Raw genomic sequence first — 24,853 nt, 5'->3', positions numbered from 1 at the left:
GTTTGTAATGGAATGTATCGTTCTAGATGAAAAAGTACATTATGATGGCAGCCAGATATCTTCTCTCTGGGCTTATAACCTGAAAGGCGTTCAGTATGATTCCATCGTTGCCTTCCGAGGCGGATGCGATGTCAAGATAGAACATATGATAGACCTCGAAGACAAAAGGATGGGCGATTCTATCTATTCTACGGATATGCTACATTTCTTGATAGAGCACTTCGATTCCACAGACCTTAAATTGGTCTATGCAAGACAGCGGCTCTTTACTTCAATTGTTGCAGAATCTCTCTCTGATACTGGTATAGTTACCACTCGGCAGGGGGATGATCTTTTTGTAAATGGCAAAAAGTTGACAATTTCAATTGCAAGTACTTCGTCAGTATCCCAGAAGATCCATTTTGGAATCAATGTCTACCACGACTTCTATGGTAACCTCAATGATATTGGGATCGATGAGAACAAGGCAGTAAGCTTACTTGCTGATATTGGCAAACGATATGTTGCTGAGATCCATGACATTGAAAAGGACCTGCGAAAATCACGTCCTCTGGATGTGATCTAATGGAAGCTCCTATCAGTGAGATCTTCTGTTCTGTTCAGGGTGAAGGTCCTCATGTTGGTGTGAGGCAGGCATTCGTGCGTTTCATTGGATGCAATCTGAATTGTTCCTATTGTGATACCGAACCGGCAGACCCCAGTGTCTGCATGTTTGAAAGAACACCGGGTTCGAACAGCTTTGAGAACATCCCGAATCCTCTGGTGACCTCTCAGGTAAGTGAGCTCCTTGGTAATTATGGCAATATCCATTCAGTTTCCCTGACCGGTGGCGAACCTCTTCTTCATGCGGATTTCATTTCCAAGATGGATATCCCTCATCTATTGTATCTGGAATCGAACATGACATTGCCTCATATGGCGGAAAAGATCAAAGATAAGGTCTCTTACGTTTCAGGGGACATTAAGCTCATAGATGAGTTCGAAGGTGAGGACCTTGTGACACATCTTGAACAGACCATCGAATGCTTTAGAACACTCAGACAGACAAAGGACAGGGAATGTTTCTGTAAACTGGTGGTCACAAAGGATACCGTTCCGGATGATGTATACAGGATGGTGGATGCTATATCAGACTATGTTTCCTGTGTTGTGCTTCAACCGGTTACACAAAATAATTTTTCATCAGGCATTGAATTTTTGCTTCAATTGCAAAAAAATCTGCTTGATTCAGTGGATACATTAATAATTCCTCAGACACACAAAATGTGGGGTTGCTTATAATGACAAAAATGAGACTTGGAATAATAGAATATATTGACAGTGCACACTATTTGCCGGAACACGAGACCTGTGGTATAGTTCACGGCCACACTTATAAAATAGAGGTAGTTCTAGAAGGCGAGAAACAAGAGAATGGAATGGTCATGGATTTTTACATTATCAAGAAGATCGTAAAGGAGATCCTCAAAACATACGACCATAAGCTTTTGAATGACGTTCTTCCTTTCCCAAGTGCTGAAAATATCTGTGAACACATGCATGGTCAGCTTTTTGAGCAGCTTGGGCTTCCAGTATCTGTGAAGGTATGGGAAGGTCATGGGAAATGGTGTGAATTGAACGGTTTTGAGTGAGATATTCCAAAACCTATATCTATATCTTTAAGGGTCTTAATTTAAGTTCAGATTTTTTATTAATGCCGGAGGACATATTTTGCCTGATACTGATAAAATCAATGAAGAATGTCATGATGTAAATGATGTGGATCGTGAAATTCTGCGTAAGATCTCAGAACATCCATGTTATGATAAGAACGCGCAGCATAAATTTGGTCGAATACATTTGGCTGTTGCTCCAAAATGCAATATCCAGTGCAACTATTGTGACCGTAAGTTTGATTGTGTGAACGAAAGCCGCCCTGGTGTGACAAGTGAAATATTAACTCCACAGGAAGCCCTTGAAAAGACTCGGCAGGTTCTCAAAGACCATCCTTTCATTAAGGTGGTAGCTGTGGCGGGTCCTGGTGACCCGCTGGCTAACGATGAGACCTTTGAGACTCTGGAGCTGATCAAGAACGAGTTCCCTGATGTAACTCTTTGTCTTAGTACCAATGGTCTTGCTCTGCCGGATAAAATGGATGAGCTTCTTAGGGTAGGGGTCAGCACACTTACTGTGACCCTTAATGCCATCGATCCTAAGATCCAGGCACAGATAGTTGACCATATCTCTTACAAAGGCAAATCCTATACAGGCGTTGAAGCTGCAGAGATCCTCATTGCCAACCAGCTTGAAGGAATCAAAAAAGCTGTTGAGGCAGGGATGGTCATAAAAGTGAACACCGTCCTGATCCCTGAGATCAATAAAGATCATATTGTAGAGGTTGCAAAGAAAATACGCGAAATGGGTGTTTTCATCATGAACATCATGCCTCTCATATGTCAGGCAAAGTTCGCGGACATGGAACCTCCATCCAATGAAGTACGTAAAGAGATGCAGGACTCCTGTGAACCTTATGTACAGCAGATGAGGCACTGTCGCCAATGCAGGTCTGATGCTTACGGTCTTATCGGTAAGGACCTTTCACAGATGAGTGAAGAGCGCAGGAACGTCATAAAGATGGAGTCGATCGAAAAGAAAGATCACAGTGAATGATCTTTCATTCTTTTTTATGGACATTAAAGGGTGGATCCTATTGGATATTGAACAATTAGCTTCGAATCTTCGAAATTTTGAAGGTGTGACCCGTAAAAAGCCCATTGCTGATATTGTGAACATTTTCGAGGATGTCCGTAGTGAATACAGCGAGACGATCGTTGACTTTGGCGATGATGCTGCGGTCCTGGATACTGGTGGTGATGAGGTGATCCTGTTCGCTGCTGATGCTATCTGGGGTAAGATCGCAATGGAAAGCCAATGGTGGACAGGGTACACTTCCGTAGTTGTCAATGTAAATGATATCTCTGCAATGGGTGGAAGGCCAGTTGCAATGGTCAATGTCATGTCCTCTTGTGACACGGATGCCTGCAAAGAGATGATGCGGGGCATAAAGGACGGCGTGAAGAAGTTCGGTGTTCCCATGGTGGGTGGTCATATTCACCCCGACACCCCTTACAATTCTCTTGGGGTCGCTATAATCGGAGTCGCCAAAAAGGACTGTCTTATCAGAAGTGATATGGCAAAACCCGGAGATTCGATAATTGTTGCCTATGATATGGATGGTCGGGTCGGGAAAAATTCCCCTTACAGCTGGGATACCACATCTTTCAAGGATGCTCAGACAGTTCGTGACCGCTTCCTTGTAATGCAGACCATTGCTGAAAAGAAATTGGCGATCGCAGGAAAGGATATCAGTAATCCCGGTACCATCGGAACTCTGGGTATGTTATGTGAGACCAGCAAGGTCGGTGCATCCGTGGATGTCGATAAGATCCCGATCCCAGAATATCTTGAGCTTGAACAATGGCTTAAGATATACCCTGCTACTGGTTATGTCATTACCACAAAACCGGAGAACTGCGATGAATGTATCCGTATCTTTGAAGATGTCGGCATAACTGCAGCGGTAGTTGGAAACATCAATGACTCAGGTCTCGTGGATATATACTCGGGGGAACAAAAAGCAGTTGTCTTTGACCTGAACTCTGATACTATAACTGGAATTGGATTGAGTGTAGAAGATGGTGAATGACTCTGTGGCACTGCCATCAGGCCATTCCTTTTATCAGATAAGTTTTAGTTGATATATTCTTTCATCTCTTTGAAATAATACTGTTCTGCTTCTTTTACGACCTCGAGTTTTCCTCTAAGGACTATAACGTTCCTTTCGTCACATTCCACGATGTTGACAGTAAGTTTCCTTTCGACAGGTTCCAGTTCGAACTCTTCGATCATGTCATACATTATATAAGATGGAGTTCCCGGTGGCATTATTATGTCATAAAGTTCTTCGAGCTTTTCGCCAAGTTCTTCTTCTATCTCTATCTTCTCTTTCCTTCTTTCGAGATCTCCAATTGTTAGTTTTTTTGGCATTATAATCACCTTGGGTTTAATGAATTGATGGCATGTTCTGCATAAATAGTAATCGCTGCGATGTCGGGCTGAAAGGCTGGAGTGGTATTTACATAGGTTAATATTCTTTGCTGAAAATCTTACTATTCAATGTAATAATGTTGTAAATGGAGGATATAGATGCGATTGATAGATATATCTGATTCTAATGGAATGATTCGTATAGAGTTTTTTGGATGCAATATGAAATGTCCTTATTGTGTTCATATTCATCAGCCTTTCAAAGAAGTGTCTGTGGAAGAAGTGGTCGATCTTGCCAAAAATTCCCTTTCTAAGGCAGTTCACCTTGGTGGGGCTGAGCCGACATTACAAAAAGAGCTTATTCCTCTCATAAAAGCACTTAATGAAGTTGGAAAAGAGGTTCTGTTAAAATCCAATGGGATGAAACCGGGAGTGCTGGAAGATGCATTGCCTTATGTACATGGTTTTGTCCTGGAATTGAAAGCACCTCTTGATAACTTGAAGGCTATTATGGAGCTGACGTGTATGTCTGAAGAGAAGACTAAGAAATATGTGGGTCTTTTAAGTGAGTCTCTTGAGATTGCTCACAAAAAGTGGCTGCGTATATGGGTACGTGTAATTCCTGGTTATGTGGATCCTGGGACTTTATCTTCTTTGTTCCCATATATGGAGGGTGCTTCTGAAGTTCTGTTCTATCAGTTCCTGAGCAACCCTGATTTCGATCTTCCATTCCGGGAGTTTGAAAGTGCTGTTCCTTCCTGGGATGATCTGGAAAATATTGGAAAGAAGACTCTTTTGGTCGTACCTCGTGTTATTCTGATGGGTGTTAATGGAAAATTGGTTCTTGAAAAATAAATCTAATTCTGGACACAAGTCATGTCCATAAACTTCCTCTCTAATTTTTATTCATCAATTATTATTATATTTTTATGTCCACTTGTATGTTCTCATTTCTCTACAAAATATATGTGGAATTATACTCATATAGGTAATAAAATCCTTTGAAATTAAAAATATCAAGTAAAAATAAGTCTAATTTTGAACGGCTGATAATTATTTTGGGTGTGTTGGTGGTGGTATTATATGAAACGATCATATTACCTTGCTTTAATATATATTATTAAATATATTACATTTTTCGATTATGTTAATTCGTGTAAAATGTCCTCATTTGTTTTGAATATGTCCACTGGAAATAAGGGGGTTATATGTATATGGCTACAATATGTTCAAATTTGTACGAATTAACTACACATCTAATTTAATGGATATGTTTTAATAATACAATGGACCTATTTATGGCAGGTAAACAGTTTGTTAATATACTTTAACTATTATGTGGAGCCAAACGGTGGAATATGATGCGGTAAAGCACATCGAATGCATCTACAACGTATTGACCAGTGATATTTTAGATCACTTAAAGGTCGGTGTGGCTGTATTAGATAGTGATTTGAAGGTGAAATGGGCAAATCACTTCTTGATGCATGAGCTATGTGGACAGATAAACCATGTTGTGGGGGTAGAAATATCTCAGATACTTTCTTCTATCTCTAATTCCTCTGAATGTTTTCGTCATTTCGATGTGACTGACCAACTTTGCAATGGCGAAAGGGTCGTTCTACATACTCCTCTCAAAAACGGTGTTGGCCATAGGTGGCTGGAACACCGATTGTCTCCTATTAGTTCTGATATTTATAATGAAGGCTGGATAGGCTACTTTTATGATATCACTGACCAGATGAAGTCCAAAGACTCTCTATCTTTGTTTGGGGACCACGGCTATATTTCTTTTGATAATGCCCTTTGTGAGCGTTCTGAGCGTTATCTTCTAAGTCCTTCAGAATCGATTAAAAAATATACGGATCTTCTCCTTGATGGTGAGGTAAATGAGGAACGAATACATGCGATCGAAGAGATACAAGCAAATGCTGAAAAACTGAATGGTCTTGTTCGGTCAGCCACCATGTATATGGGCAAGACCGAATTCAAATTCAAGACCCTTTTCGAGAATACAAGTGATCCAATGGTCATCTTTGATCTCGATGGGAAGATATGGGAGATAAACCAGGTTGCATGTGATGTGCTAGGTTATTCGTACTTTGAGTTGCTTGGTATGGACCACTCTATGATCTATGATGGTGGTTCCCTTACAGAAACGATCAATATTCTGAAAGATTCCGAGAAGAAACCTTCTATTCTTTTAGAATCTTTCTGCAATACAAGGGATGGGGTGTGCATTCCAGTTGAGCTTAATTGCAGGCTTATTGATTATGAAGAAAAGCCCGTTGTCCTTATTACTTCCAGGGATATGTCTGAAAGAAAGCACATTGAACATCTCTCACGTACGAATAAAGAGCTGAAATGCCTCCATGATACTAAGGATGTGTTCGTTGATATTTTACGCCATGATCTGATGAATCCTGCTGGAGTTGTCAAAGGTTATTCTGAGCTCTTGTCCAAACAGGTGGAGGGTTCGATGATGGAAAAATATGTGCGAATGATCCGCAAGAACAACAATAAGATAATCGATCTCATTGAATCGGCATCTAAATATGCAAAGCTGGAGTCGATCGAAGATATTGTTTTTGAGAGGCTCGATCTTATTCCCATTCTGAAGAATGTAATTGAGGATTTTGAGCCCCATTCCAGCAAGAAGTCGATAGACGTCTCGATAGCTGTTAGTGGGGAATGGCATGTTTATGCGAATCCAATGGTTGACACGGTGTTCGCCAACTATCTTTCGAATGCGATAAAGTATAGTCCTGAAGGGTCTAAAGTAGAGTTCGATGTCGATGATCTCGGTGATATGTGTAAAGTGCTCGTCAAGGACAATGGAATTGGGGTTCTTGATGAGGACAAACCGTTTGTTTTTGAAAGGTTCACCAGACTTAATTCCGTTCATATCAAAGGTGCGGGACTGGGGCTTGCAATTGTTAAGAGGATAGCTGAACTTCATAACGGTCAGGTGGGTGTAGATGACAATCCTGATGGAAAAGGTTGTGCCTTTTGGGTTATTTTGAAGAAATCCAGGTAATCTCACCGGAATACTTATTCGTGTTCAATGTATTTACAAAAGAGATTGCAATGCAGGAATACAAGTTAAAACGTGGTTTTTCTCCGGATATCGAACGGATCTATGAAGAGGTAGGCAAATGTTTCCCAGTTGACATCGATCGAGATGGAGATAAGCTCTCTATTTCGTATGGTGTTATTAAGGAGTTGTCTGTTTCTATGAATGGCAAGATGCTTGTAGTGGATACTGTCATGGATGTTTCTTCTGATGACGATGACCTGATCCTTGATACGAACAAGCGTTTCCGGGACTTCCTTTTGCTCGCGACCGGATATACTGCTAAGGAACGCCGAAACCAGGCAAAGAAAGCAGTTTCAAAGTAATGATATTAAAAAAAGTTCGGATATTGATCAGTAGTGACATTCGTTAATTCGGAATTCCTAAGGGATCTCAAGGTATTTGATATCCCTACCTGCCTGAGGGTGTGTGCTGGCACTGATGGTTCTGTGACCTTCCTTTTGGAGATAATGACCCGCAAGGATGTTTCAGTGGTCACTGAAGCACAGCACATCGTTAAAGCAGATACTGAGATGTCTTCTCTGTTGAAGGTCCCGGAGGGATCAGACGTGAACTATCGTTTGGTCACCCTTTTTGCAGGTGATATTCCTTTTGTGAGGGCTTTGTCATTGTCTCCTATTGAGAGAATGCCTGGTAATATTCGTCAGGATATGATGCGCGCAGATATCCCTATTGGCAAGATATTGAGGAACAGCGGCATTGAGACCCGCAGGGACTTCGATAACATTAATATTACTGATGATGACCCAATTTTCGATATCAGTAGAGTACTTTCACGCTCCTACCACATAGTCCATGATAACAATACAATGATGTGGATAAATGAGAGGTTCCCAGTGGATGAACGCTGGAATTTATAAACCCAACCGAAAGCTTCATATTTGATTTTGTGTATCAAGGAGTTGTACCCATTGATAATGATGCCTCGGTGGCTTAGGGGTATAGCGCGTCCTTGGTAAGGACGAGGTCGCGTGTTCAAATCACGCCCGAGGCTTTCTATTTCTAGTTAAAGGCTCTCACCTGCTTTGATAGGTTCAAAAAAAGTGGGTAACCTGGTATTATATGACCACAATAGAGACTAAAGTCTATTGAAACTCGCATCTCAAATGCATCTTATTCTGAAATTGATAAAGACCACCTTTTGAATTATGCAAATGACCTTTTTGCAGAGGATCTAAGTGCTGCAAGTGTATCCAAGTACCTTTATCAATTGCATCTCATTAGGAAAATGCTTGATACTAATTTTGAGATAGGTTTGTTGCCTGAAATGGAAGGCATCTATCGAGAGGATTATTGACATCACATGGACAGAGAGAAGGAATATAGGGTCGTGGATGCAGTACTTATTTCGCATACTCATGGTGATCATGCACAATATATTCATATTTTGAGAACGGATATTCCGATCTACTGCACCAAAGGTACTAAGACGATATTGCAGTGTTTGCTGTATCTTGGTACGGGAGATAATGATTTTATCGATGCTTGTGAAGCTTATACTTTCTATAATCGAAATGATCAATTATTAAGGGTCGATAGGAGAAAGGAAGAGTATATCCATCCCAGAAATTATACAATTATGATGCCAGGAGAGATCGGGACTGATGAGGTTATTGCGTTTCATAGTGAGGTGTGTGGCAACTTCAAGTCTGCATTGTGACCAATTGTTTGTCAATATGATTTCATAAGTTTTAAATAATTATTTTTATATAGATAGAGTGGAATATTTCAAAAGGTTCTCTTCATATGACCACGAAAAAAAGATCAAAGATCAAAGATGGTAGTAATCTCATCTTTGTACATGCAGCTGACCTTCATCTAGATAGTCCTTTCCTTGGACTTTCAGAAATCAATACTAAACTTAGTCAGGTGATGGCGAAGGCAACATTTGATGCCTATAACAATATCATTGATCTTTGCATTGAAAAAAATGCAGACTTCCTTCTGATTTCAGGTGATATCTATGATAGTGCTGATAAAAGTCTTTATGCCCAACTCAAGTTCCTCGAAGGTCTCAAGCGACTTTCATCTGCAGGTATTGCAGCATACATAACACATGGGAATCATGATCCACTAAATGGATGGTCTGCAAGTCTTGAATGGCCTGCTAATGTGAAAATTTTCAGTGGTGATGATGTAGAAACTGTTTTTGTGGAAAAGGATGGCAATGTGATAGCTTCCATCAATGGAATTAGTTATCGGACAAAACACATTCAAGAAAATCTGGCAAAACGTTTCCAGAAAAAGGATGCTTTATCTCCATTTACCATTGGGATGCTTCATTGTACAGTTGATTCAGGAGGAGGGCATTATCCTTATGCACCATGCAGTATCCAGGACCTTAAAGAAACAAATTATGATTATTGGGCCCTTGGTCACATACATTATCCACAGGTCCTGGAAACTGACCCTTATATCGTCTATTCCGGCAATCCACAGGGTAGAAATCCTGGAGAATTGGGAGAAAGGGGATGTACGTTAGTCGAAGTGGATCAAAAAGGCAATATAAAACTTGATTTTGTTCCCGTTGATTCTGTTCGTTGGTATGTTGAAGAATTGTATGTTGATGGACTTGAGACTGAAGCGGAACTTATTGAATTGCTTGAAGAAACAATGGATAAACTATCTGAAATTGCAGAGGGTAGGTATATTATTAGTAGATTCATACTTCGCGGGAGAAGCCCTTTGAAGCGATTTCTGATGAAAGATGATTCATTGAATGATCTTGTGCAACATCTGAGGGATGACTATGACGTTGGTTCCGGCTCAGTTTGGGTGGAAAGACTGCAAGATAAAACATCATTTCCTATCGAACGTGAAAGCCTTTTGAACAGACAAGACTTTATTTCGGATCTTTTGAGCATAACTGATGAGATATGCTCTGATAACGAGGGTCTGATGAAACTTGATGACTCATTACATCCTCTTTTTGGGAAAGGAAAAATAAGACATATTCTAATGCCACTTGATGAAGATGAGCGGATCAGGATCGCAAGAAATGCAGAAGAATTGCTTCTGGAAAAACTGATCTCGGAGGGTGAGTATGAGAATAACTGATCTGAATATAGATGGTTTTGGTAAGTTTAATGATTTTTCTATCAATGACCTAGGAGAAGGATTAACTGTACTGCATGGTGAAAATGAAGCAGGAAAATCCACTTTGCTCTCATTTATAAGAAGAATGTTTTTTGGTTTTCCTGATAAAAGAAGTAACATAAACCATTACCCACCTTTTAAGGGAGGACTGCATGGTGGGAGACTTTCAATTCAGGTAGATGCTGGGATTGGTTATACAATTGAAAGGTATGCACAAAATGGCTTGAATATTTATCTTCCCGATGGTATCATTAAAGATGAAAACGAAATTGGAAAGATACTTGGAAATGCTGACAAGGATGTTTTTGAAAATGTCTATGCTTTCGGTCTAGATGAGCTCCAAGATTTTAATAAACTAAATGGCGATTCGATAAATGGGAAATTATATAGTGCAGGAACCGGCATTGGAGCTGCTTCGATACCATATATACAAAATTTATTTGAGAAAAAAAAAGGAGCCATATTCAAACCCACAGGAAAGAAGCCACAGATCAATACTCTTTTCACTGAACTAAATAAAATCGAACAGGAAATAAACGATATTGAAGACGGGCAGTATGCATATGATCAGTTGCACAATGATATCCGATATAAGGAAAAAGAGATAAGTGATCTTAAGAATAAAAAATCAGCCCTCCTTGAAAAACAGGAACATGTAAGATCTCTTTTGTCCGTGTGGGATGACTGGGTAGATCTTCAGACTCATGGCAACAAGATAGAAGAGCTTCCGAAACTCGAATCTTTTCCCGATAATGGGCTTAATCGATATACTGGTATCAAAGGGAAGATCCAGGAACTTTATGAGAACATTGCAGGCTTGAATAGCTCTATTGAGAGAAACAGAAAAGAGCAAAGCAATATTGCTGTAGATGAATCTCTGCTCTTACAAAAGGATATAATATTTGAGTTAGGTAAGGGAATTGAAAAATACAGAGCAGAAAAAGAAGAACTTCCAAAAGTGAAAGTTTCATTGCAAACGGAAAAGAAAAGGTTTGACTCTCTGCTTCAGGAACTTGGACCGGATTGGGATGAGGGAAAGTTGAATGGATTTGACCGATCTATACCTGCAATTGATACTGTACGCAAGCGGCATAGTGAACTACAGGCAATCGATGATGAGATTAAGAATACGCGCCAAAATCTCAAAAGGATCGAAGATTTGATCTCAAGAATAAATAAGAAACATGAGGTTGTTTCTGGGAAACTGTTGAAGCAACGGTCTGCAATTTTGAACATAGCCGATCGGGTAGTAGGATATCAAGCAAATGTCGGACAAATAATCTCTAATGAGACAAAACTGGATAGTAAAAAGAAAGAGCTTACTGATATATTGCAGGATATTGGAAGTAATTGGGATGAATCTTCATTAGGGGATTTCCATCTTTCCAGTAGTGCAAAAGAATATTCCAATGCCATGGCATCTAATTTTAAGAATGCAGAATTGAATATTCACGATCTTGAAGCAAAGCTTGAATGGGCAATGCTTGAAATCAATAGGATTAATAATAATATTCTCAAAATCGATTCTAAGATCAATGCTATCAATATGAAGATCCCTGAAGATAACCTTCGTGAAATGCTTGCTTGTTTGAAGGGTCTGCGGGCAAAATATCCTTATCTTAAAGAAAAAGAGATGGACCTTAAGTCTTTGGAGAGGGACGATAATTTTGCTTCCATAATGGGAAAAGTGCCTGTTACAGTAAGCCAACATATGCCTATGTGGCCTGCAGGTGCTTTTGTAGTTTTGGGTTTTGCAGTTCTTGCCGCGGGTTTTGTTTATGAGAATTTGCATGGTGGAATTATTGTATGTATTGTTCTGTTTATTGTAGCAATCATATATTTTATATCTTTAAGAAAATCAGGTATAAGTGCACAAGTTCCTGCAATTAATGTGGATACTGCTCGACAAGATAATGTAAAAGAACAGGCAAAACGAGAAATCCAATCCATTCGTGAACAGATGCTTTCGGATGCTATCTTTTGTAACTTTAAAGCTATCCCTGAGATATCTGTACTTGAAGAGAGATATGATGATCTTAAGGAATATGCTCTTGGTCTTAAGACGATTTCATATCTCAATTTGGAGAGAGATAAACTTGAAAAAGATAAGAAAGCATCAAGTGATCAATATGCTTTTTTAGAAGCAAAACTTGATGATATGAGGTATTCTTACCAAAATATTCAGATAGAATGGAATGAATGGCTTATTTCCTGCAATCTGGATGTTGAGCTAGCACCTGATAATATCTCCGACAAGTTTGCTCTTGTTCGAGAAGGAAAAGACAAGCAGGCGGTAATCAATGATCTTCATTCTCAGCTACTAATGTGTGAAAAGTCCGTAGAGGATTTCGAGGAGGATGCTAAGAAACTGCTTGACCTATGTAAATGTGATATTACTGGGCGTCCCATTGATCTAGATATAATTAAGCTACATGATGATGTGAATGCTGAATACGCAAATACTGGGAAGGTCGAACAGTTGCAACAGGACCATGAAGAGCTTGTTGAACAGTCTGAAATGCTGAATGTTGCTCTTAAGGAAAAAGAAGCTGAAAGAAGTGTCGTTTTGAATAAATGGAAGGAATGGCTGGCAAAGTATGATCTTTCTTCAAATATGACAACTGAAAGCATCCTTGATATCTTTGCAGCTATTAGAAATTGTTATGAAATTCAAGACAATATCAAGAATCTTGCTGAAAATATCGAATCGTATACTAGCTCTATAGATGTCTATGAGGATAAAATCAGAGGGACTCTTGATGTGTGTGGAAGAAAGGGTTCTGGATTTGGTTTTGATACGGAGCTTGAGACCCTTCGTGATGATGTTGAGAAAGCGGTTAGTGAAAAGAACCAATTAGATAGCCTGATATCTGAGATGGATAAACTTTCATTCAGTCTCAAGGAAGCTGAGAATAAACATCTTGATCATTTAAATGATATGTCCACTCTTCTCAAAGAGGGGGTTGCTGATTCAGAAGATGATTTTGTCAGTAATGCAAAGATATGGGATGATCTTTCTCAAGCAAGGAATGGCTACAATATCGCAGAGTTGCATTTAAGGAAGCTTTCCGGAAATGATGATGAACATCTGATCATTATGGACGAGTTGAAGAATTCAAAGCATGATCTGTTGAAAGTGCAAGAATCTGAAATTGCTGAAAATATCAATGAGATCGATGATGAACTTGAATCTCTAAGCAATGAGAAAGGAAGTATCAAGAACCAAATAACGCAGCTTGAGGGCTATAACGAAGGCTCTACGTTAAGACTGGAACTTGGAATGCTTAAAGAAGAGCTTAATGAGAAGTCGAGAGAATGGGCAACATATTCCATTGCACAACATATTCTTTCAAAAGCAATGGAAAGATATGAGAAAGAAAGGCAACCAGCTGTTATTACTGAGGCACAGTCATTCTTTATCAATATAACAGGCGGAAAATATGAACGAATATATTCGCCTCTTGATTCTTCAGATATTTTTGTTGAAGATAAGAGTGGAACCCATAAAAATATAGTTGAACTAAGTCGAGGGACAGCCGAACAACTTTATCTTGCGTTGAGATTTGGGTTCATTAAAGAGCTTGGGAAACATTCAGAGTCATTACCAATAGTGTTTGATGATATTCTGGTCAATTTCGATCCGGTAAGAAGCAGAAATGCGATCAGTTCTATTAGTGAACTCAGTTCGTCTAATCAGGTGCTTTATTTTACCTGTCACCCAAGAACAGTGGAAATGTTTAGAGATGTCGTACATGGAGTAAAGGTGATTGAGTTAAATGAATTAGACTGATTTCAAGATTGTGTAATAATGATGCGATTGTGCTAATTAAATGAACGAGTATCACATTTATACAATTATGTTAGTGTGATTTATATTGGTTCTAGTGGAGGTAGTACATTTGAACATATCATTGTTTCTTATTACATAGAAGATGATAAAAAGATCAATAATAAGCAAATTATCCATACTTTAAAAAACATTCAAGCTGATCTTGAAAAGAAATTTAACACATTTATATATCCGCTTGAGCATGACTATTTCATCAAGATTTGGTCTGCCACCTAACTTTGTTTTGTTGCCATACGTTTCTGCTACGATTGGACGAAATGGTTTCCAATCTATGAGACATTCGATTTCGGAGAGTCTGTCATCAAGATCTTCGAGACGTTTTACTCTTTTTTAATTGCAAAGTTGGCAATAGGTGCTATATATAATGATTGCAACTGTTTGTTTATTTTTATTTCTGGTGTGGGGGGTTTGTCGGAATTCTCTATAATCATCTTTTTGAATCATCCTTAAAATCCACTGGAACTAAACTTAGAAATAGTAAACGTGTCAAATAACATATAATAGTTAGTTCTGATGACTAACATGCACATATTAGCGGGAGGGATAAAATGAGTTTATTTAACAGAATGGAAACCGTCCTTAAAGCGAAGATGAACAAGATCGTCAATCGCATGGAGGATCCCAGAGAGACACTTGATTATTCCTATGAGAAACAACTGGAAATGTTACAGGGTGTAAAAAGAGGGGTCGCTGATGTCGCAACCTCAAAGAAAAGACTTCAGCTACAGCGTTCAAAGCTGATGCAGAGCATTGATAAACTGGCAGGGCAGGCAAGAGATGCCATCAAGAGTGACAGGGAAGACCTTGCAAGACTTGCTCTTGAGCGCAAGGGAGCACTGGATATACAGGTCCAGGGACTTGACCAGCAGATAGCGGAACTTGGAAAGGAGCAAGATAAGCTTGTGGCTGCTGAGAAACGTCTTTCAACCAAGGTAGAGGTTTTCAGGACGAAGAAAGAGACGATCAAGGCACAATATACAGCTGCTGAGGCCCAGGTAAATATTAGTGAATCAGTATCAGGTATCAGTGAAGAGATGGCGGATGTAGGTCTTGCCGTTGAGAGAGCAGAGAACAAGACAGAAGATATGAAGGCACGTGCCTCTGCCCTTGATGAGCTCATTGATGCAGGCACCCTTGATGACTTCACAAGCAGTGGGGATGACATTGATAGGGAACTTGCAAAGATAAGTGCAGAATCGAATGTCGAAACGGAGCTGGCAAAACTCAGGCAGGAGGAAGGCAAATGATTATCCGGATAATGGGTGAAGGGCAGTATGAGGTCCCTGGAAGTCTGTTCGATGAGCTCAACAGCATTGATAACAGGATAGTGGAGCTTGTAGGCAAGGGAAATGAAGCTGATTACAGAACTGAACTTTTAAAGCTCATCAATGTGGTCAAGTCAAATGGAAAGCAACTGGATGATACAAGTATTGTGGAGTCCAACATCATTGTTCCGCCTGAAGATCTTAGTCTGGAAGAAGCAACGGAGATCTTTACCGGAAGCGGTCTACTCGAAGATTAAAAAAGATTCAGAATGGCATCCCCCAGAGGGGATACCATTTCTCCACATTTTTCTCGATCGGCAGTTCGTCATCCATGAGGGATTTGAGCCGCAACTCCATGGAATTGTCCCTTTCCTGATTCTTTAGTGGTACGAAAGGATAGTAATTACCCTGCTTGAAACTATATATCCAGTATACCGGTCCTTTGCTCTCAAATCGATAAACAGCACACAATATCTGTTCTGAGAATCCCTGCTCTATCAGGGTCTGGCTGATCATGTGTATGTTTGTGACAAGGTCTTCGAAATCTTTATCGTCCAGTATCACCCAGAGAAAGTTGTACTTGTCCTTCTCGATATGATACTTTGTCCCTGTTTCCTTTGTGCTGTAACTTAACAGGCCTTCTATCTCCTTTCTTGTGTTCTCATACTGGGAAAGGGACATGGACTTAAAACAGATGCCTGCCTGACCGGATGGCTGGAGGTTCAGGTTCACCTCCATTGTAATGACTGCTGTCGAGATAGAGAACAAACGTTCCGTATTCGATTCCGGCAACTTGCTCCTGCCAAGCAGGGAATCGAACATGCTTTTAAATCCCATTATAGTTCCAGCTCCCTTTGTATCTTTTCGAGTGCAGCGATCCTTTTTTCTATGGTAGGATGGGTCGATAACAGGCTCATGAAAGAACCTGAAACTGCCGGGAATATGAAAAAGGCGTTCATACCCTCCACTTCCCTCAGATCATCCTTGGGAATACGAGGCATGATCCCGCTGATCTTGGTCAGTGCCGATGCCAGATTGGAGGGCTGACCCGTGATGACAGCGGAACCCTTGTCTGCCGCAAATTCCCTGTACCTTGAAAGAGCACGTATCAGCAGGAAACTTATGATCCATACCAGCAATGAGACGATCCAGATAGCAACAATACCGCCTGATTCTTTTCTCCTGCCGCCCATGCCTCCCATACCCCCAAAGTAAAAACTGTACCTGACTATGTAGAATGCCATGGTAGATATGAAACTGGCTATGGTCAGTATCGCCATATCCCTGTTCTTGACATGGCTCAGCTCATGTGCAAGCACAGCTTCAAGTTCACCCTGGTTAAGCTGATCCATCAGACCCGTGGTCACGGCAACCACTGCATTTTTGGGACCCCTTCCAGTTGCAAAGGCATTTGGAATTGAGGTGTTCACCACTGCCACCCTGGGCATTGGCAGGTCCGCTATGGCACATAGCCGGGTGATGGTCTGGTGCAGGTCAGGAGCCTCCTGCGCAGTAACGACCTTGGCATGCATGGTCCAGAGCACCAGCCTGTCCGAGTAATAGTATTGTAATCCCATGAATGCGCCTATGAACAACACCATAAACATCTGAGGCGCACCCGCATAGAACAGGAATGCCAGAAATGCTAGATACACTGCCGCCAGCAGGAACATTGTCAACAACATCCTGCCCTCAAGTCCCCTGTCATGTTTCCATTTCAAATTAATAACTCCTTATATTCACATCAACTATGTCGATATCGTATTCATAAATGTATCTTATAGTATGATTATACGGAATTGACACTTTATGAATATATGTGATGTCTTTGATTGGTTTGATGAGAAAAGGTGCCAGGGAATGCAATATTAAGAATATAGGTCTGAAATTTTCCTGTGATAAGCTCATAGTCATCACAGGACTTAGTGGTTCAGGAAAATCATCCCTTCCTTTTGATATGATATATGCTGAAGTGCAGAGGGGATACGTGGAATCACTCTCAGCGTATGCCTAGCAATTTTAGAGGGCTTATAGAAAACCGGATTTGGGTATATTGAATAAAGATCACCTTTTATGTCTATTGAACAGAAGACTGCCAGCAAGAATCCGCGTTTTACAATTTGCACTGTTGCTGAAATATATGATTACCTCTTCATTTAGTGAGGGGAATATTACGTGAAAAAAGTGTACTCTAAAAAACCGATAACCGGCGAATAAAGAACGAAACAAAAGTAAAATAAAAAAAGGGCATTGGTATTTAAGTAGAGTTTATATGTTATCAGGACCTATATTTGTGCATGAACTGTCCCAGGTGCAAGAGCTTCAATCATAAAAAGAACGGTAAAATCGATGGACGTCAACGCTACAAATGCCATGATTGTGAGTATAACTATTCAGTGGAGCTAAAATCAACTGCTAGCCCCATGTCTGTTAAACGGCAGGCTTTACAACTCTATCTCGAAGGATTAGGATTTCGTTCAATTGGACGTTTTTTAGGAGTTAGCCACGTTTCTGTCCAAAAATGGATAAAGAAGTTTGGTCGTGAATTAGAGGATCTAAAGAGCGAAAATGAAATATCGATTGTTGAATTAGATGAAATGCACACTTATATCGGGAACAAAAAAAATATTGTTGGATCTGGATTGCTGTTGATAGAGATGGAAAAAGGTTCATAGACTGCTCTTTTGGTAGCAGGGGAACGGAAACAGGACTAAAACTCTGGAAAAAATTAAAGGGGAAGGAGATTGGAGAAGTGATGACTGATCACTGGAGGGCATATGCAGAGTTTGTTCCAGAGAAAATTCACACTCAATCCAAAGCTGAAACATATACTGTTGAAGGATATAACAGCATATTCAGGCACTTTCTGGCAAGATTGAGAAGAAAGTCAAAGTGTTATACTAAGAGTCTTGAAATGCTGAAGTACTCTGTTCTTCTTTTGATGAAGTACAGAAATAAAGAGCTAGCTATGTTTAGTTAACAATGCCAAAAAAAGAATTTATCGGATATTCTTTTTTATCCGGGATAAAAATGATGTTCTTTCATATGAATTCTTGTTGAAATCAGATTTAGGCATATCTGGTGATGTATTCTGATTTAATAATGTGTACACTTTTTCCACCGCCAAATTGTCTTCAACACATAAACAATTTTGTGATAAATATTTGCCAGCCATAATTACTCCTCCACTGTAATTTTGGTTAATCCATTTATATTATTTCTATATTCTACAGTTTGTAATAACTTATACATATATTACACGCTGAAATATTATGGATTTTTTATGTTAACCATCTTTTTTATGTTAACGATTACAACTCTTCGAGGTAGTAATTACATTAATCTATAAATACTTTTCACTATTAACATTTAACTACTCTAAGTAAATGTGAGTATTGACCATCTTCTTGTTCTTCAACTTGAAACTCTTGAAAACCATTGCTTGTATAAAAGTTAAATACACCATCATTTTTCTTTTTAGCTTCCACCCACACAGCTCTCCCCCCTACACATTTGACAGCTTCTCCTATTTTATTAAGTGCACTATTTAGTATATTTTTACCTTTAATTTGATCTTTATATGTATCATTTTTAGCTAGGAGTGCAATATAATAAGTAGGGAGATATTTATCCTCGGGATTTTTCAAATGCAATTTTTTAGCTTGTTTTTTAGTTAGCTCTGGCAAGCATATTACTTTCAAAGTTAGTGCATAATACCCTAAAATACACAATTCATCACGATTTCCATCTAAAATAAAATAAGATTTGGTATTTCCCATTTTTTCAGAATGAATTGATTTATTCTTTACAAAATCCTCTATGAAAGTTTCTCTACGACAGTCAAAATTCTCTAGCATACCCAATACTTCATCTTCTTCAAGTTGATCAAGCAATTCTTTTAAAGGTATAGTTATTGGATTGATGCTTATCACCTAACTTTCAACTTAAGTCTAAAAGACAGTTTTATTATTTTACGTTTCGGTGCTCTTATTTTGAGAAGATGGACCTTTATGACAGTAAAATAGTATCATTACATATATGTTATATGGTTTTCAATTCCAGTATTGGCTTCAAAGTCTACTTCATTTGAATATAATTTAATATTGTACATTAAATTATATTACTAACTAATTAGAAATCATATATAGCATTGTTGAAATTGATGTCTCTTTGATAAACTTAATTCTTATTCAAGTATTGACGCATATCTACTTAGAAAATAACTACTCTAATTAACTTTTTTAAATTATTACTGCAAATAGAAGTAAAGTAATAAACAATTTTAAATCTAAATCAAAAAACGAGAATGTTAATGAAATATACAAAAGATACATGATTTTTCAGATGAATAAGTTGAAGTTTTTATTAAAATCAAAAAAATAAATGATTTCTATTTTTCTAATAGCTACCAACTACACGGCTATATCTCATAATTTTATGAGTAGACAGAACAGAAGCACACTTGTTAATACCAATCTCCTTGAACTCCTTGTTATTATACTTAAAAATAGTTCAAATAATATATTTATTAAAAATTTTAAATTATATTCAAGTCCAAAATAACAAATTAACAACAAAGAGTTGTGCCATTGGCACAACTAAAAACAGAATCTCACTTTGCAAAAACACGGGGACCACGCATCATGGTGGCCTTTGGTTGATCGATCTGCTCTGAAAAGTCAAGTATTATTGGCATATCGTATGTTTCTGATTCTGCTTTTGCTGATGCAATGAGGGATACGATGTTATCGATCTGTTCTTCTCCATTGATGGGCTCTCCGGCATATATGCAGATCATGGACCCTACGTCTTCGGGGTTTAGAGCCAGGAATACTTTGTTCTCTATGCAATGGATGTATTTGATGGCATCAACATTGACATTGCAAGGGGTGAAGATATTTTCATCTTTAGCTGCTTTTATATATACGGTGTACATTTTCCAATCCTCTGTGAAGTTATTAGTTCTATCATTATATAATATAGCTACTTCAAGAATTCACAAGCCCGTATCCTTAATGATGCTTTTTGGGAGCTATGTTATCTGTGCCCTTTGGATGCGGTTGTACATGGACAACACCTCCAGACTTTTCGGTTTAAAATAAGAAGGCTGCTGTAACAAGCAAAGAAATACTTAAGTCAATGCTGAATGTTATTTCGGAGGGTGTATCCATATAAATATATACTCTCTTTTCAATTGTATCATTGTTATGCAAATCAATAATATCATATCTTTGTACGTCCAGCAGTTTGCAGGATCGCTTTTTGAATCAACGGGATCCAAACTGGCTGTGGCTGCACTGATCATTATCTCCTCAATAATCCTTGCGTTTGGTGTGGATCTTGTTTTTAAGAAAGTGCTTTTGCATTACACGGCAAAGACCAGAATCAAGATCGATGATCTTGTCCTCGAGGCTGTAAAACGTCCGATCTACTATACGTTGATATTCTTTGGGATATTTCTTGCCCTTTCAGTAGTCGGTATTGGAGAGTATTTCTTTATTGCCACCAATAATCTCTTACTGACACTTCTGGCTCTGGTATGGCTATTTGCATTGGTTAACATAAACAAGATATTGTTTGACAATGTTTTCCCAGGACTTGTGCAGAAAACGGAAACCAAAATGGATGATGAGCTCCTGCCATTGCTAAAAGGTTTGTCCGATATCATCATCGTACTTGTCGGTTTAGGTATGATCATCGAAGGTGTATGGGGAATAAATGTAGGTCCTCTCTTCGCATCTGCCGGAATCGTTGGTATTGCTATTGCGTTTGCTGCAAAGGATGCTATATCCCAATTCTTTGGTGGCCTTTCCATCTATTATGACAAGCCGTTCAAGAATGGTGATCGTATAGAGATCGGTGATGGTCAGATAGGGCTCGTGCAGGAAGTAGGTATCAGAAGTACTCGTATACTTGATTTTTACAACAATATGATAATAATTCCAAATAGTATCATTGCAAACAACAAGATCATCAACTACACTTCTCCCCAACCCCAGATGATGGTAAAAATAACTATCGGGGTAGAATATGGTTCTGACGTTTCAAAGGTAAAGGAGGTCCTGCTTAAGATCGGAAATGATATCGATCTCGTTCTGGATGATCCGTCACCTTCTGTTCGTTTTGATAATCATGGGGATTTCAGTCTTGATTTTGCTTTGATACTCTGGGTAAAATATCCTTCCGAGAAGTTCAGTGTCATCAACGAAGTAAATACTATGATAGATATCGAGTTCAAAAAAGCAGGTATCGGGATACCATTTCCCACATATACCTTGTTGAAGCCTGAATGATCCTGTATATGTTTAATCATTAACAAAATTATATATATGTGGTAACCAATCTATTTTTGAGGTGACATTTTGGATTATGAAGATATATTTAGCAGATCTTGGAACGCTTTTAAGGACAACGTTGCTGCCTTTATCGTAGCTACGATCATCGTGGTATTCGGTTCCATCTTCATTGTGACAATAGCTCCACTGTTCTATGGTCTTACTTATATGGCTGTGAAAGGTTTGAGGGGAGAAAAGGTCGAGATCAATGATGTGTTCGAGGGTTTCAATCGTTTTGTGAAAAGCTGGGTTCTTTTACTTGTCTCCGTTATCCTTATTGGTATAGGCTACATGCTCCTGGTACTTCCAGGTTTGATCCTTTCAATTCTTCTTATCTATTCCTTCCCTCTGCTTGTCATAAAGGACTATGGTGCCATGGATGCAATAAAGGAAAGTATAGATATTTCAAAGCCAAATTTTGTGGATAGTCTGGTATTGTTTATCATTGTGGCTATCATCAGTGCTATTGGTGGAATTACCTACATCGTATCCCTTGTAACCATTCCGATCATAACACTTGCATTGGTTGCAGCTGCTGAGTCCTACCTTGGATCAGAGGACAATTATACTGCTGAATATACTGATGTATCAGATGTAGATGATGGGAATGAGTGATCTTTAATTATGAGGATCTCGACGTCTTCATAGTTTTCATTTTTTTAAATTATTTCCATGGGTAACATTTATATCTATTTCAGTAATATATTTATTATATATTTTTGTTACAGTTTACTATTAAGTACACTTTATAGTATTCTATGCAATCGGGGGACTGGCTTTGTTGGAGACAAATAGTGATGTATTAAGAATTGATCATATCCCGATTGGAATAGCTTCAACGCCTTTTGATGATGCTGAGCGTTCTGTATCATTTTTATCTCTTTTACCGGGAGGCTTGGTCCTTGTTGATGTGCAGACCAGTCAGGTGGTGGACATGAATCCGGAGGGAATTGAAATGATAGGTCTCTCCAAGGATGATGTCTTGGGAAAAGACTGCCATACTTTTTTTAATAATTAGTACCAAAAAGTGTCCCCCGTTACTAGAAGCGATACTACTATTTTTGATCTTGAACTTGTTCAAGTAAATGGTAATACTATTCCTATTCATATGAACACAAAGGCTGCATCGATTGGAGGGCGTAGCTATCAACTAGTTAATTTCATGTTCTCAGATGTTAGCCAGAATGTCACGATGAATGATAATGATCCGGTCGGGAAGTTGTCAAGAGATCAGTACTCCACGATAGTTGAGAAAAGTAATGATGGGGTCGTGCTTATTTATGATCTCAAGGTCAAGTTCGTTAACAGCAAAGTGCTCAATATTACCGGTTATGATCGGGATGAAGTTATGGGTTCTGATTTTTTTAAATTAATATCTCCGGGGGACCGGAGTACATTAATGAAGTTATATCAAAAAATTCTTCATAAGGACAAAAATGTTCGAGATAGGTATGATACTTTTTTAATATCTAAATATGGTAAGAACATACCTGTTGAGATCACAGTTTCTTTCATAGAGTTCAATATGGTACCAGCCGTGATGATAATATTCAGAGATATTTCTGATAAGTTCAAAGCAAAAAAAGCTATTGGTCGCAAGCTAAATCTGGAACATACGATCTCATCGATAACTTCTCTTTTCATTGCTCCTGATGGTATTGACGTAGCAATTAATAAAGCCCTTGAAAAAATTGGTCTCCTTTGTGAATGTGACAGGGTAGGTATGTTCATGCTATGTCAGGATGGATTTGTTGCTGACAACACGAATGAATGGTGTGGTAAAGGGGTTCTGTGCCATAAAGAAGAACTACAGAAAATTCCTGTTAGTATTATTCCTTGGATAATGGAACAACTTTCCAAGGGTCAAGTGGTTTTTGTGACAGATGTAGGGAAATTACCATCACAGGCCTCTAAGGAAAAAGATCTTTTTATGAAAAAAGGAATTAGATCATTCATTTCGTTCCCTATTTATATAGATAGTAAATTTGCAGGTTTTATTTGTCTTTATAACGTTTCAGATTGCGAGGAATGGGACGAAAATGAATTGACCACCATGCAGATGATCATGGGGATCATAGGCATGGCAATTGAAAGGAATCTGAACGAAGAATCCCTTAAGACCTACGCTTATCAGTTAGCTGAAGCTAATTATCAGTTAGAATCTCTTGACAGGATGAAAGATGAGTTCCTTGCAAATCTAAGCCATGAGCTTAGGACACCCTTGAATGTTATCAAAGGGTTTGGGGGTCTCATGTCTGAAGAGAGGTTTGGTAAGCTTGATGAGAGACAACGTAAAGCAATGGATGCTGTTATGCGTAATACAACTATTCTGATTGAACTTGTTGAATCACTTCTTTACATAACTTCTGTTCAGGCAGACATGATCAAGTATAGTTTTGCTCAGATCAATGTTGAATCTTCTCTTGAGAGAGCAATTTCATTGGTGGCCTCAAATATTGAAAAGAAGAGATTAATGTTGAAAATAGATGTTAAGAAAGATCTTCCTTATATTAGAGGTGATAAAGTATATCTTGAAAAAGTGTTTGTTCACCTTCTGGGCAATGCTATCAAGTTCACTCCTGCCAGTGGTACTGTCTCAGTTTTCATGGACCGGACCCGTGATAGTTTACATATTGCAATAAAAGATACGGGCGTCGGTGTTGCGTCTGATCAGATACCTTATATGTTCCATAAGTTCCGGCAGCTAGATGGTTCTCTTACGCGTAAATATGGGGGAGTTGGTATTGGTCTCTATATTTGTAAACATATTGTTGATGCACATAAAGGAAAGATATGGATGGAAAGTGAGGAAGGCACTGGAACTGATATTCACATAATTCTTCCAATATAATCTCTTAATTTAATTTGTTATTGTAACATGCAGATCATTTCATGTACATGCAAATAAGGGATAACTCTATCCTTTGTGATCATTTTCAGATAATGTTGTGTCAGATCGACAAGATTTGGAGTATTGATATCTCCAGAAGTCAATTCTATTTCTGTAACCGAGGTTGCAACGCGATCTGCTATAATGTGACTTCATCTGAATTGATTGGAATGGGGTGAAAGGAGCAGACGTGTATTGGAAAACAAAAAAGGCAGCAAACAAGATATTGTAATTGCAACCAGATAATCAATAGTTATCTGGTCATTGTCCGTTTTCATATTTTTACGATTTGAATGT

General features: G+C 38.7%; 25 protein-coding genes, 1 tRNA gene and 2 pseudogenes. 22 read left to right on the top strand and 6 right to left on the bottom strand.

Going from position 1 to position 24,853, the window contains the following annotated elements; all coding sequences use genetic code 11:
* Positions 1-7: 7 nt before the first annotated feature.
* The 5 genes from MBUR_RS06535 to MBUR_RS06515 all read left to right on the top strand — a co-directional run bounded on the left by MBUR_RS06535 (position 8) and on the right by MBUR_RS06515 (position 3,685).
* Complete coding sequence (locus tag MBUR_RS06535) at positions 8-565, top strand: DUF366 family protein (RefSeq protein WP_011499338.1); 558 nt, start codon at positions 8-10, stop codon at positions 563-565.
* A complete protein-coding gene (locus MBUR_RS06530) occupies positions 565-1,281 on the top strand; it encodes a 7-carboxy-7-deazaguanine synthase QueE (RefSeq protein WP_011499337.1) in 717 nt (238 codons plus the stop codon). Before MBUR_RS06535 ends, MBUR_RS06530 begins: the two co-directional genes overlap by 1 nt.
* Positions 1,281-1,631: a 6-carboxytetrahydropterin synthase QueD gene (gene queD, locus MBUR_RS06525; RefSeq protein ID WP_011499336.1), complete on the top strand. Its 351-nt coding sequence runs from the start codon at positions 1,281-1,283 to the stop codon at positions 1,629-1,631. The genes MBUR_RS06530 and queD overlap by 1 nt, the downstream gene beginning before the upstream one ends.
* Positions 1,632-1,710: 79 nt before the next feature.
* Entirely contained in the window at positions 1,711-2,649 is a 939-nt protein-coding gene (gene nifB / locus MBUR_RS06520) for a nitrogenase cofactor biosynthesis protein NifB (protein ID WP_011499335.1), read from the top strand.
* Positions 2,650-2,689: 40 nt separating this feature from the next.
* Positions 2,690-3,685: a methanogenesis marker 2 protein gene (locus MBUR_RS06515; protein ID WP_011499334.1), complete on the top strand. Its 996-nt coding sequence runs from the start codon at positions 2,690-2,692 to the stop codon at positions 3,683-3,685.
* Between the two features lie 44 nt (positions 3,686-3,729).
* On the opposite strand, the gene MBUR_RS06510 is transcribed toward MBUR_RS06515, so the two are convergent.
* Positions 3,730-4,026 carry a hypothetical protein gene (locus tag MBUR_RS06510; protein WP_011499333.1) on the bottom strand — a complete coding sequence of 99 codons (297 nt, stop codon included), beginning with the start codon at positions 4,024-4,026 and terminating at the stop codon, positions 3,730-3,732.
* Positions 4,027-4,185: 159 nt separating this feature from the next.
* Between MBUR_RS06510 and MBUR_RS06505 the strand changes: the two genes are divergently transcribed.
* The 9 genes from MBUR_RS06505 (at position 4,186) to MBUR_RS06470 (ending at position 14,006) form a co-directional block, all read left to right on the top strand.
* Positions 4,186-4,881, top strand: a complete 696-nt coding sequence (locus tag MBUR_RS06505) for a radical SAM protein (RefSeq protein ID WP_011499332.1) — start codon at positions 4,186-4,188, stop codon at positions 4,879-4,881.
* Between the two features lie 496 nt (positions 4,882-5,377).
* Positions 5,378-7,063, top strand: coding sequence for an ATP-binding protein (locus MBUR_RS13000; RefSeq protein WP_011499331.1), 1,686 nt, complete (start codon positions 5,378-5,380; stop codon positions 7,061-7,063).
* A gap of 20 nt (positions 7,064-7,083) precedes the next feature.
* Positions 7,084-7,425, top strand: coding sequence for a DUF5611 family protein (locus MBUR_RS06495; protein ID WP_332244194.1), 342 nt, complete (start codon positions 7,084-7,086; stop codon positions 7,423-7,425).
* 33 nt (positions 7,426-7,458) lie between these two features.
* Positions 7,459-7,980 carry a chorismate--pyruvate lyase family protein gene (locus MBUR_RS06490; protein ID WP_011499329.1) on the top strand — a complete coding sequence of 174 codons (522 nt, stop codon included), beginning with the start codon at positions 7,459-7,461 and terminating at the stop codon, positions 7,978-7,980.
* 62 nt (positions 7,981-8,042) lie between these two features.
* A tRNA-Thr gene (locus MBUR_RS06485) sits at positions 8,043-8,114 on the top strand.
* Between the two features lie 147 nt (positions 8,115-8,261).
* Positions 8,262-8,417 (top strand): hypothetical protein, encoded by a 156-nt coding sequence (locus MBUR_RS13830; RefSeq protein WP_157196666.1) that lies wholly within the window; start codon positions 8,262-8,264, stop codon positions 8,415-8,417.
* Between the two features lie 6 nt (positions 8,418-8,423).
* Positions 8,424-8,780: an MBL fold metallo-hydrolase gene (locus MBUR_RS06480; RefSeq protein WP_011499328.1), complete on the top strand. Its 357-nt coding sequence runs from the start codon at positions 8,424-8,426 to the stop codon at positions 8,778-8,780.
* An 86-nt stretch (positions 8,781-8,866) separates the two neighbouring features.
* Entirely contained in the window at positions 8,867-10,177 is a 1,311-nt protein-coding gene (locus MBUR_RS06475; protein ID WP_011499327.1) for a metallophosphoesterase family protein, read from the top strand.
* Positions 10,164-14,006, top strand: a complete 3,843-nt coding sequence (locus MBUR_RS06470; protein ID WP_011499326.1) for an AAA family ATPase — start codon at positions 10,164-10,166, stop codon at positions 14,004-14,006. The genes MBUR_RS06475 and MBUR_RS06470 overlap by 14 nt, the downstream gene beginning before the upstream one ends.
* A gap of 228 nt (positions 14,007-14,234) precedes the next feature.
* On the opposite strand, the pseudogene MBUR_RS13825 reads toward MBUR_RS06470, so the two are convergent.
* Positions 14,235-14,425 (bottom strand): annotated as a pseudogene (locus MBUR_RS13825) (IS5/IS1182 family transposase); the annotation flags it as partial.
* 189 nt (positions 14,426-14,614) lie between these two features.
* Between MBUR_RS13825 and MBUR_RS06465 the strand changes: the two are divergent.
* Together MBUR_RS06465 and MBUR_RS06460 are read left to right on the top strand one after the other, a co-directional pair.
* Positions 14,615-15,313, top strand: a complete 699-nt coding sequence (locus MBUR_RS06465; RefSeq protein ID WP_011499325.1) for a PspA/IM30 family protein — start codon at positions 14,615-14,617, stop codon at positions 15,311-15,313.
* Positions 15,310-15,588, top strand: a complete 279-nt coding sequence (locus MBUR_RS06460; RefSeq protein WP_011499324.1) for a PspA-associated protein PspAA — start codon at positions 15,310-15,312, stop codon at positions 15,586-15,588. The genes MBUR_RS06465 and MBUR_RS06460 overlap by 4 nt, the downstream gene beginning before the upstream one ends.
* A 7-nt stretch (positions 15,589-15,595) precedes the next feature.
* Here the strand turns inward: MBUR_RS06460 and MBUR_RS06455 are convergent, their stop codons facing one another.
* Together MBUR_RS06455 and htpX are read right to left on the bottom strand one after the other, a co-directional pair.
* A complete protein-coding gene (locus tag MBUR_RS06455) occupies positions 15,596-16,168 on the bottom strand; it encodes a PspA-associated protein PspAB (RefSeq protein WP_011499323.1) in 573 nt (190 codons plus the stop codon).
* Entirely contained in the window at positions 16,168-17,052 is an 885-nt protein-coding gene (gene htpX, locus MBUR_RS06450) for a zinc metalloprotease HtpX (protein WP_011499322.1), read from the bottom strand. The genes MBUR_RS06455 and htpX overlap by 1 nt, the downstream gene beginning before the upstream one ends.
* Positions 17,053-17,153: 101 nt before the next feature.
* On the opposite strand from htpX, the pseudogene MBUR_RS14740 reads away from it, so the two are divergent.
* Together MBUR_RS14740 and MBUR_RS13475 are read left to right on the top strand one after the other, a co-directional pair.
* Positions 17,154-17,482: pseudogene (locus MBUR_RS14740) on the top strand (excinuclease ABC subunit UvrA); the annotation flags it as partial.
* A gap of 146 nt (positions 17,483-17,628) precedes the next feature.
* A protein-coding gene (locus tag MBUR_RS13475) for an IS1 family transposase (RefSeq protein ID WP_157196663.1) occupies positions 17,629-18,311 on the top strand; the annotation gives its coding sequence in 2 pieces (ribosomal slippage) (positions 17,629-17,949 and positions 17,952-18,311; 681 coding nt in all).
* Between the two features lie 382 nt (positions 18,312-18,693).
* Here MBUR_RS13475 and MBUR_RS06430 read toward each other — a convergent pair.
* Both MBUR_RS06430 and MBUR_RS06425 read right to left on the bottom strand, forming a co-directional pair.
* Positions 18,694-19,224 carry a hypothetical protein gene (locus MBUR_RS06430; RefSeq protein WP_048063285.1) on the bottom strand — a complete coding sequence of 177 codons (531 nt, stop codon included), beginning with the start codon at positions 19,222-19,224 and terminating at the stop codon, positions 18,694-18,696.
* Between the two features lie 719 nt (positions 19,225-19,943).
* Positions 19,944-20,267, bottom strand: a complete 324-nt coding sequence (locus MBUR_RS06425; protein ID WP_011499319.1) for a hypothetical protein — start codon at positions 20,265-20,267, stop codon at positions 19,944-19,946.
* A gap of 271 nt (positions 20,268-20,538) precedes the next feature.
* On the opposite strand from MBUR_RS06425, the gene MBUR_RS06420 reads away from it, so the two are divergent.
* The 4 genes from MBUR_RS06420 (at position 20,539) to MBUR_RS12995 (ending at position 24,517) form a co-directional block, all read left to right on the top strand.
* The gene (locus MBUR_RS06420; RefSeq protein ID WP_011499318.1) at positions 20,539-21,624 is read left to right on the top strand and encodes a mechanosensitive ion channel family protein; all 1,086 of its coding nucleotides are present in this window, start codon (positions 20,539-20,541) and stop codon (positions 21,622-21,624) included.
* Positions 21,625-21,693: 69 nt separating this feature from the next.
* Positions 21,694-22,281 carry a glycerophosphoryl diester phosphodiesterase membrane domain-containing protein gene (locus MBUR_RS06415; protein ID WP_011499317.1) on the top strand — a complete coding sequence of 196 codons (588 nt, stop codon included), beginning with the start codon at positions 21,694-21,696 and terminating at the stop codon, positions 22,279-22,281.
* Between the two features lie 163 nt (positions 22,282-22,444).
* Entirely contained in the window at positions 22,445-22,684 is a 240-nt protein-coding gene (locus tag MBUR_RS06410; protein WP_011499316.1) for a PAS domain-containing protein, read from the top strand.
* A gap of 9 nt (positions 22,685-22,693) precedes the next feature.
* Positions 22,694-24,517 carry a sensor histidine kinase gene (locus tag MBUR_RS12995; protein WP_011499315.1) on the top strand — a complete coding sequence of 608 codons (1,824 nt, stop codon included), beginning with the start codon at positions 22,694-22,696 and terminating at the stop codon, positions 24,515-24,517.
* Positions 24,518-24,853 lie beyond the last annotated feature (336 nt).

The sequence above is a fragment of the Methanococcoides burtonii DSM 6242 genome (assembly GCF_000013725.1).
Taxonomy (GTDB): domain Archaea; phylum Halobacteriota; class Methanosarcinia; order Methanosarcinales; family Methanosarcinaceae; genus Methanococcoides; species Methanococcoides burtonii.
This window is presented reverse-complemented; position numbering and strand designations above follow the sequence as displayed.

Coding starts and splice junctions, on each gene's coding strand:
- MBUR_RS06535 (WP_011499338.1), top strand. CDS start 8: ATGGAATGTATCGTTCTAGATGAAAAAGTACATTATGATGGCAGCCAG.
- MBUR_RS06510 (WP_011499333.1), bottom strand. CDS start 4,026: ATGCCAAAAAAACTAACAATTGGAGATCTCGAAAGAAGGAAAGAGAAG.
- MBUR_RS06465 (WP_011499325.1), top strand. CDS start 14,615: ATGAGTTTATTTAACAGAATGGAAACCGTCCTTAAAGCGAAGATGAAC.
- MBUR_RS06475 (WP_011499327.1), top strand. CDS start 8,867: ATGACCACGAAAAAAAGATCAAAGATCAAAGATGGTAGTAATCTCATC.
- MBUR_RS06530 (WP_011499337.1), top strand. CDS start 565: ATGGAAGCTCCTATCAGTGAGATCTTCTGTTCTGTTCAGGGTGAAGGT.
- queD (WP_011499336.1), top strand. CDS start 1,281: ATGACAAAAATGAGACTTGGAATAATAGAATATATTGACAGTGCACAC.
- MBUR_RS06470 (WP_011499326.1), top strand. CDS start 10,164: ATGAGAATAACTGATCTGAATATAGATGGTTTTGGTAAGTTTAATGAT.
- MBUR_RS06505 (WP_011499332.1), top strand. CDS start 4,186: ATGCGATTGATAGATATATCTGATTCTAATGGAATGATTCGTATAGAG.
- MBUR_RS06460 (WP_011499324.1), top strand. CDS start 15,310: ATGATTATCCGGATAATGGGTGAAGGGCAGTATGAGGTCCCTGGAAGT.
- MBUR_RS06480 (WP_011499328.1), top strand. CDS start 8,424: ATGGACAGAGAGAAGGAATATAGGGTCGTGGATGCAGTACTTATTTCG.
- MBUR_RS06425 (WP_011499319.1), bottom strand. CDS start 20,267: ATGTACACCGTATATATAAAAGCAGCTAAAGATGAAAATATCTTCACC.
- MBUR_RS06455 (WP_011499323.1), bottom strand. CDS start 16,168: ATGGGATTTAAAAGCATGTTCGATTCCCTGCTTGGCAGGAGCAAGTTG.
- MBUR_RS06420 (WP_011499318.1), top strand. CDS start 20,539: ATGCAAATCAATAATATCATATCTTTGTACGTCCAGCAGTTTGCAGGA.